The 7,506-nt window shown below is 39.6% G+C and carries 9 protein-coding genes; 3 read left to right on the top strand and 6 right to left on the bottom strand.

Annotated features, from left to right (window positions below; genetic code table 11):
• Positions 1 to 307 precede the first annotated feature (307 nt).
• Both EP737_RS24780 and lepB read right to left on the bottom strand, forming a co-directional pair.
• On the bottom strand, positions 308 to 919 hold the full coding sequence (locus tag EP737_RS24780) for a DedA family protein (RefSeq protein ID WP_129732033.1): 612 nt from the start codon (positions 917 to 919) through the stop codon (positions 308 to 310).
• A 302-nt stretch (positions 920 to 1,221) separates the two neighbouring features.
• Positions 1,222 to 1,755 carry a signal peptidase I gene (lepB, locus tag EP737_RS24785; protein WP_129732035.1) on the bottom strand — a complete coding sequence of 178 codons (534 nt, stop codon included), beginning with the start codon at positions 1,753 to 1,755 and terminating at the stop codon, positions 1,222 to 1,224.
• A gap of 370 nt (positions 1,756 to 2,125) precedes the next feature.
• Here lepB and EP737_RS24790 point away from each other — a divergent pair, with 370 nt between their 5' ends.
• Both EP737_RS24790 and EP737_RS26695 read left to right on the top strand, forming a co-directional pair.
• A complete protein-coding gene (locus EP737_RS24790; RefSeq protein ID WP_129732045.1) occupies positions 2,126 to 4,054 on the top strand; it encodes a heavy metal translocating P-type ATPase in 1,929 nt (642 codons plus the stop codon).
• Between the two features lie 56 nt (positions 4,055 to 4,110).
• Positions 4,111 to 4,245 carry a hypothetical protein gene (locus tag EP737_RS26695; protein ID WP_281278932.1) on the top strand — a complete coding sequence of 45 codons (135 nt, stop codon included), beginning with the start codon at positions 4,111 to 4,113 and terminating at the stop codon, positions 4,243 to 4,245.
• A gap of 34 nt (positions 4,246 to 4,279) precedes the next feature.
• Here the strand turns inward: EP737_RS26695 and EP737_RS24795 are convergent, their stop codons facing one another.
• Genes EP737_RS24795 through EP737_RS24805 form a run of 3 tightly spaced genes read right to left on the bottom strand, consistent with a single transcriptional unit; the run spans position 4,280 to position 6,163 of the window.
• Positions 4,280 to 5,152: a YihY/virulence factor BrkB family protein gene (locus EP737_RS24795; protein WP_425455966.1), complete on the bottom strand. Its 873-nt coding sequence runs from the start codon at positions 5,150 to 5,152 to the stop codon at positions 4,280 to 4,282.
• A gap of 13 nt (positions 5,153 to 5,165) precedes the next feature.
• Complete coding sequence (locus EP737_RS26120) at positions 5,166 to 5,666, bottom strand: hypothetical protein (RefSeq protein WP_205651022.1); 501 nt, start codon at positions 5,664 to 5,666, stop codon at positions 5,166 to 5,168.
• A gap of 32 nt (positions 5,667 to 5,698) precedes the next feature.
• A complete protein-coding gene (locus EP737_RS24805; protein WP_129732039.1) occupies positions 5,699 to 6,163 on the bottom strand; it encodes a low molecular weight protein-tyrosine-phosphatase in 465 nt (154 codons plus the stop codon).
• Between the two features lie 162 nt (positions 6,164 to 6,325).
• Between EP737_RS24805 and EP737_RS24810 the strand changes: the two genes are divergently transcribed.
• On the top strand, positions 6,326 to 6,556 hold the full coding sequence (locus tag EP737_RS24810) for a DUF1128 domain-containing protein (RefSeq protein WP_129732041.1): 231 nt from the start codon (positions 6,326 to 6,328) through the stop codon (positions 6,554 to 6,556).
• A gap of 134 nt (positions 6,557 to 6,690) precedes the next feature.
• Here EP737_RS24810 and EP737_RS24815 read toward each other — a convergent pair whose 3' ends face one another.
• Positions 6,691 to 6,915: a hypothetical protein gene (locus tag EP737_RS24815; protein WP_205651023.1), complete on the bottom strand. Its 225-nt coding sequence runs from the start codon at positions 6,913 to 6,915 to the stop codon at positions 6,691 to 6,693.
• Positions 6,916 to 7,506: the final 591 nt, after the last annotated feature.

Genomic DNA, 7,506 nt, shown 5'->3' on the forward strand with positions numbered 1-7,506 from the left:
CGCTATTCATGTCAACAATCTTTTTTAATTCATTTCAGATTGTCTTGCTCTCAGCGACGAATATTAATATAACAATTAATTCATTGGAATGCAATAGTTTTTTACTATTTTTTTGTTTTCGCGAACTGCATAATTCTATCATATAAAGAAAACTCGCTGATTGGCGAGCCCTGCTCTTAGGCGAAGACAGAGGCGTAGCCCTACTTATACTGTATTCTTAAAATTTCTCACTACATCGAATTGTCTTCTGACCAGAAATTTATCCTTTCTTACAGTGCAAAAAAGCAACTGTGCACACAGCTACTTTTTATACACGATCACTCGGTTTTGATTTTTTAGCGCTTTGCAAATATATAATCATAAGGGGGATAGAGAAAACGGAAAAAAAGAATAAATATATACCATATTGATGGATACAACTCTCTACATAAGACCAATGATCCCCTAATTTCATACCGAGCGTAATAAACAGGCTGACCCATATCAAGGCTCCAGTATACGCGTAAAAGCAAAACTTTCGAATACTCATACTAGAAATCCCTGCAAAATATGCACTCAAATGACGAACGCCAGGCAAATAGTAGCCAACCACGAGAACAACGGGACCATACTTGTCGAATAAGGTATGTGTGCGCTCAATATTATCTTCCGTAATTCTCAGCTTCGGTCCCCACTTTCTTAATGCAGGAAGACCTAGCTTTAGCCCAAGTATGTAGCTTATCGTAATACCAAGAAAGGCTCCAGCATAACCGCTTGCTAATGCAACGAAATACGTCATATATCCACGCGATACGTTATATCCAACAAACGTAAGTAAAACTTCATCTGGAACAGGCAGGCCGACAACTCCTCCAGCTAGAGCAAGAATCAGACCCAAATAGCCATAATGCATCAGCAAACCCATTAATTGTTGCTCCATTTTTTGCACCACACATCCCTATCGTTACTCTCTCGTAACTTTATATACAGATCTTTTTAAAGAAAACTCGCCGACTAGCGAGCCCTGCTCTTGGGAGAAGACAGAGGAGTAGCCCTACTCATACTGTATTCCTAAAATTTCCGACTACGTCGAATTCGCTTCGAGATAGAAATTTATCCTTTCTTACAGCGTAAATTAAAACTCTACACTCTTATATTTAAAGGAAATACATTAAACAAGCAAGATAAAACACAAAGTTTCTTTTGCGTACAGTGCTAAAAACAAGCTGGGACTTACAATCTTTAGTTTGTAAGTTTGATTCGTTTCCATGGATAATATACAGCCTTTACAGTCCCTAAAATGTTCTTTTTATCAATGAAACCTAGGCCATTTCGACTGTCACGACTAACCGCTCGGTTATCCCCCATAACAAATACCTTATTATCAGGGACTGTAATAGGACCAAAGTCTTCCGTTAACTTCATCATCAAACGCCTTGCCGCCTTTTGATTTTTTTCTAGATAGGATTCCTCTTGCAGCTTACCATTAATATATAAGTGATCGTTCTCTACCTTAAGCGTATCCCCTGAAAGTCCAATTATACGCTTCACATAATAATCATCTGTTTTCATGACAACTACATCCCCTCTTTTTAGATGATGTATATATGTGACAACTTTACTTACAATAATCTTATCTCCTTCATGCAAGGTAGGCACCATGGAAGCACCCTCTACCTTTGTTGGAAAAAAGAGAAACACCTTCGCTAAAAATACAAGACAACACGCCGCAATGAGAGCCTCCAATAACTCACGCAAGCGACTTTTTTTACGCATATTGGTTCCTCCAACCTATAAGAGTAAAATGACTAAACAAACTTCTTACTTCTATTTTACTAGAAGCTGTCCCTTTCATTTATTAAACTTTTTTGTTTTCCTGCCTTTTCTTCATGAGATTTTGTTTACAAACACACCGTTTGCCCAACTTACAGTCCCTGCATACTAACAAAGGTGAAGGATACATACAACAAATATGTTTTTATCCCCACTTCAGGAACTATATGGTACAATGATGAATATATTAATTGAAAATATGTTAGGCCTGCTTGTTATGCTGCTGTCCGCTCTGGACGGCAGCTTTCGTCGTTTTATAGGGGTACCGATTTTGATTCTTTTTCTCATTGAGACTACGAAAGGAGAGATAACTATGAGTTCTGAAGCAAAACAATTAGTACAAAGCAGCGGTATAGAAAGACGTTCATTATTTTTGGAGGTACTTAGCAAGCATTATGAGCTCATTTTCGCTATTGCTTCTGGTATTTTTATCTTAACAGGCTGGATGTTGGATAAAAACAACTATCCATCTGCATCCGTTGCCTTTTATGTATTGGCATTCCTGATTGGAGGATACGCAAAAGCGAAGGAAGGCATTGAAGACACAATTGCTGAAAAAGAGTTAAATGTAGAAATGCTGATGATTTTTGCAGCTATCGGTTCCGCCATTATTGGATATTGGACAGAAGGCGCTATCTTAATCTTCATTTTTGCCCTAAGCGGTGCCCTCGAAGCCTATACAATGAATAAAAGCCAAAAGGAAATTTCTGCTCTGCTTGATTTGCAGCCGGAGGAGGCACTCCTGCTATTGAATGGGAAAGAGAGGAAGATTGCCGTGGCACAATTGCAAATCGGCCACATTATTCTTGTAAAACCAGGAGAGCGGATTCCAGCAGACGGTCTGATTGTTCGCGGAGAAACAAGTGTAGATGAAGCTGCCATCACAGGTGAACCAATCCCTAACGACAAGAAAGTAGGAGATGAGGTCTTTGCAGGCACTGTGAATCTGCGCGGTTCGATGGAAGTACAGATCACAAAACCAAGTGATCAAACATTGTTTCAGAAAATCATCCGTCTCGTACAAAATGCCCAAAGTGAAAAGTCACCTTCACAGCTGTTTATCGAGAAGTTTGAAGGCACGTATGTAAAAGGAGTATTAATCACTGTAGCAATTATGATGATTCTACCGCATTACACATTAGGATGGAGTTGGAATGAAACGTTCTATCGTGCGATGATTCTTCTCGTTGTCGCTTCTCCTTGTGCCCTAGTTGCAGCAATTACCCCTACAACACTCTCAGCCATTTCAAACGGGGCACGCCATGGAATCTTGTTTAAAGGCGGTGTTCATCTCGAACGTTTAGCCTTTCTGAAAGCAATCGCTTTTGACAAAACAGGCACACTTACGCAAGGAAAACCAATTGTAACAGATGTTATCGTACGAGAAGGCCTTAGTGAAGAAGAGTTACTTCACATTACAGCCTCCATTGAAAATCACTCAACGCATCCGTTAGCTTCGGCAATTGTGCAATACGCAAAGAAAACATATAACATACAAATGAGCACACCAGAGCAAATGGAGGATATAACGGGCTTCGGATTAAAAGGTACATTAAACGGCATTGTTTACAAAATTGGAAAAGCGAACTTTATCGGAGAAAATGCAGACTTATTTGCAGGTTCTGCAGCAGAACGTCTTGCGCAGCAAGGGAAAACAATTGTGTATATAAGTGATGAAAGCGAAATATTAGGCTTAATTGCCATGAAGGATGTACTTCGTAAAGAAAGTGTAGAGGCAATCCGCGAACTAAATATGCTTGGTATCCAAACTATTATGATTACAGGCGACAATGAACAAACTGCGCATGCCATTGCTTCAGAGAGCTCTATCACTGAATATTATGCATCATGCTTGCCTGAAACAAAGGTACAGACTGTAAAAGCACTAAAAGAGAAATACGGATCAGTTGCAATGGTTGGCGATGGTATTAACGATGCACCTGCACTCGCTACCGCAAGTGTTGGAATTGCCATGGGAGAAGGAACAGATGTAGCGCTAGAAACAGCAGATGTCGTGCTTATGAAAAATGAGCTTTCCCGTCTTGCACAGGCAATCCGACTTTCCAGGCGAATGAATACAATTGTAAAACAAAATATTATCTTTTCCCTTTCTGTTATCGCCTTGCTTATTTGTTCGAACTTCTTTCAAGCACTGGCTCTGCCACTCGGCGTAATCGGTCATGAAGGAAGCACCATTTTAGTCATTTTAAATGGACTTCGGTTACTGCAAGCGAATAAATAAAGAGGACCATCCATGGTCCTCTTTTTTACATAAGCAAAATAAATTCACTTTTTCTAGTGAAAACCGTTACTTTTGTTTGCGCTGCTGCTTGTTTTATGTTTTGGCTGCGAGCTGCTGCGCTGCTTTCGTTGATTTTTATCATTATTGTTAGTACCATGCTGATTTTTGCTCACGGTGACATCCCCTTTTGACTAAAATGAAAGAAGCACTCTTAGTATGCCGCCACTAGCATGTTTTATTCCGTGTATCTCTACCGCTCGTACGGTAGCAATTCAACAATGCATTAATCTCTCCACCAAGCAAAACAACCCATGCTGTTAAATAAAACCAAAGCATGAGAATAATAATGCCACCGAGACCACCATACGTATTTGAGTAGTTGCCGAAGTGTTCCACATAAAAGGCAAACAAATACGACACAATGACCCAGCCAAAGGTCGCAAACAGCGCACCGGTTATAACTTCCCTTGGTCTCAGTCTTTGGTTTGGAGCAAATTTGTACACAAACGCAAAAGTCAGAAACAAAACAAGAAGACTTACAAGCAAACGCACAACATGCCAGATGCCCCAAAATCCCTCTGGCAGGCTAAATGTTTCAAAGAGGGCTGTTCCGATTATATTTCCGAATACGGGCAATAGGAGTGCGAACATAATGACGAAGATCATCTCAATCGTCAAAACAATCGATAGTGCTCGTGTAATAATAAAGGAACGTGTCTCCTTCGTATCATAGGCTCTATTGAAAGCCCTCATCACTGCATTAATAGCATTTGATGCAGCCCAAAGCGTCCCTATTAAACCAAAGGACAATAAACCGCCATTTTCATGCTCCATAATTTTATGGACATTTTCGTTAATGATTGTCATTGCTTCCTCAGGAGCATATTGCTCTAAAAATTCAAGAACATTATTCGTATGAATGGGCAAATACCCAAGGAGCGTGATTAAAAATACAAGGGCGGGAAATAAAGAAAGCAAGAAGAAGTAGGCTAACTGCGAGGCAAGACCCTGCACATCATCGTCTTTTGTTCGCACATATAAATCCCGAAAGAATGATAGTGCCATTCTTCTTCTTTCCGCCGTAAACATACATCTCACCTACTTAGATGCTTTACTTATCCTCTTTCTCAGCGCTGAGCGACTCATGCGCTGCTCCATCATCGTTACTTCTCATTTCTAAGGAAACTTCTGATTCGCTGACTTGTTCAATACTATCGGCTTGCTCCTGAGCATGGTCATCTGAGCCCCAAAATTCAGCCTGTGCTGTCGGTACGGACGATTCCTTCAGCTCTTGCTTTTTTTTATTAAAAATATCCCTTGTTTCTTTTAATGTTTCCACAACTGCCGGAGTTAATTTACGAATTTCATCAACTTTTTCCTTTACAACCTTTAAATCCGCCATCTCACGACCTTTTGTGCCGACATTTTGGACGCCTTCCTTTACACGATCCTTTAAAGGGGCAGCATGTTCTCGAATTTCAATCATCTTCGTTTTTGCTCTGCGCGCATTGCTGGCAAACTTCTCACGATTTTCTTTGCGCAACATTGTCACTGCCGCACCTACCGCCACACCAATCGCAATATCCTTGACAATTGAATTCTTCTTTTCCATACTCCCTTTCCCCTTTCATATATCCTGATTTTTTAAATACTGTGTTCATTTCGGATGAACGTTATCAATCGTTCACATCCATCAGCCACTAAGCCGTATACCTCTTGAAAATTACCTGTAAAATACGGATCAGGGACATCTCCCCAACTGCCATCGGGCACAAAATCAGATAGTCTGCCAATGTATCCACTTCCTGCTCCGAGCTTCTTCAAGTCGGCTACATTCTTGCTATCCATGGCAATAATATAATCAAATTTCGTTAAGTCATTTGTTTCTACTTGCCTAGCCCGAATTCCTTCAAATGGTATGGAATTTTCTTCTAAAATATTTCGTGTGCCTCGATGAGGGACAGCTCCAACATGCCAATGCCCAGTTCCAGCCGAATCAGCCTGGACTTTCTCCTGCAGCCCTTCCCTTTTCACAATTTCTCGAAAAACTGCCTCTGCCATTGGGGAACGACAAATGTTTCCAAGGCAAACAAATAGTACATGAATCATCACTTTCTTCCTTTCACTAATATTTGTTAAGCCTATTATAGACAATCATGTAACGGTTATAAAAGAAATAGCGTTGCTTAGCGAGAAAATAGAAGAATTGTTTAAGGAATACTATAAAAAAATGATAAGATAATACTACGCCAATATACAGGAGGAAAAATGATGGACTTATCGGTAAAATCGCAAGAAAATGTAGAATATATGGTGGAGATGATTAAACAAAAGCTGCGTATGGTAAATGTAGGCGCTATGCGCGCATCAAGCTTTAGCGAGGAAATGTATGAAGATCTTGTGGATATTTATGAACACGTTATGAAGCGTGAAACATTCAGCATCAGCGAAATGCAAGCCATCACAGAGGAGCTTGGCGCTCTAATTAAAGGAAAAAATTAAAGTCTGATTGTTCGGCTTGGAGATTCAGAAACGGTCCTAGTCTGCTTTGCTTTCACAGTAAAACAGACTAGGGCCGTATAGCTAAGGATACACTCTACCTTATTTACGTAACTATACGCTATACAAGGCTGATACTACATACAAACTAACTCTTTTTCACCAACAATGCGTACATAACGTACTAGGGCAGCATTTATAATATAACTCCCCTCATTACTATCTACTACAAAATACTCATTGCGCTCCATATTTTTTAGTATCTCTTGTAATACATCTTCCGCTTTTACGTTTAACTCCTTTACTAGCTTTCCCCGTTTAATATCACTATCCAAAGTATAGCAAACAGTAAATTCCTTCAACATAATTCTCCCCTTCTAACGTTATCTATACCCTTTCTATCTATACAGCGTACCTTTAAAGATTATGCAGTCACAATATAATCTGTCTTCATGCTATGCCACCGTTGTTTTATCATTTATTAAGTTCTCTGAATCCTAATTGTTTTTCTCCTATATTCATCCGTTGCTATTATGAATGTTTTGTAAACCCCAAAACTTAAGCCTATTATTACGATTAGTAGAACAGATATATTAATTGTTCGACACCTCTTATCACTGGATGTAATACCACCTATATCTATTCGGGAAGAAACTTGTTTTTTAGGGGGTTTTAAAAAAAATTTTTAGCTTATAGGACAAACTTTCTTCTCAAAAGGCCTATCCAAAAATTGTCTTCCAGTAAAGAAAACTCGCCGATTGGCGAGACCTGCCCTTAGGTGAAGACAGAGGCGTAGTTGCCCTTATACTTTATTCTTAAAATTTCTCGCTACGTCGAATTAGCATCCAGTTAGAAGTTTATACTTTCTTAAAATGCAAAAAATCCCTCCTGTATGTACACAGAAGGGATTCAAATTTTGCCTAGCGACGTCCTACTCTCACAGGGGGAAACCC

This window comes from Ectobacillus funiculus, assembly GCF_004138295.1.
GTDB lineage: Bacteria > Bacillota > Bacilli > Bacillales > Bacillaceae_G > Ectobacillus > Ectobacillus funiculus.

Excerpts from the sequence above, each read along its gene's own strand:
- lepB (WP_129732035.1), bottom strand. The coding sequence starts at position 1,755 with ATGCGTAAAAAAAGTCGCTTGCGTGAGTTATTGGAGGCTCTCATTGCG.
- EP737_RS24790 (WP_129732045.1), top strand. The coding sequence starts at position 2,126 with ATGAGTTCTGAAGCAAAACAATTAGTACAAAGCAGCGGTATAGAAAGA.
- EP737_RS24780 (WP_129732033.1), bottom strand. The coding sequence starts at position 919 with ATGGAGCAACAATTAATGGGTTTGCTGATGCATTATGGCTATTTGGGT.
- EP737_RS24810 (WP_129732041.1), top strand. The coding sequence starts at position 6,326 with ATGGACTTATCGGTAAAATCGCAAGAAAATGTAGAATATATGGTGGAG.
- EP737_RS26120 (WP_205651022.1), bottom strand. The coding sequence starts at position 5,666 with ATGGAAAAGAAGAATTCAATTGTCAAGGATATTGCGATTGGTGTGGCG.
- EP737_RS24805 (WP_129732039.1), bottom strand. The coding sequence starts at position 6,163 with ATGATTCATGTACTATTTGTTTGCCTTGGAAACATTTGTCGTTCCCCA.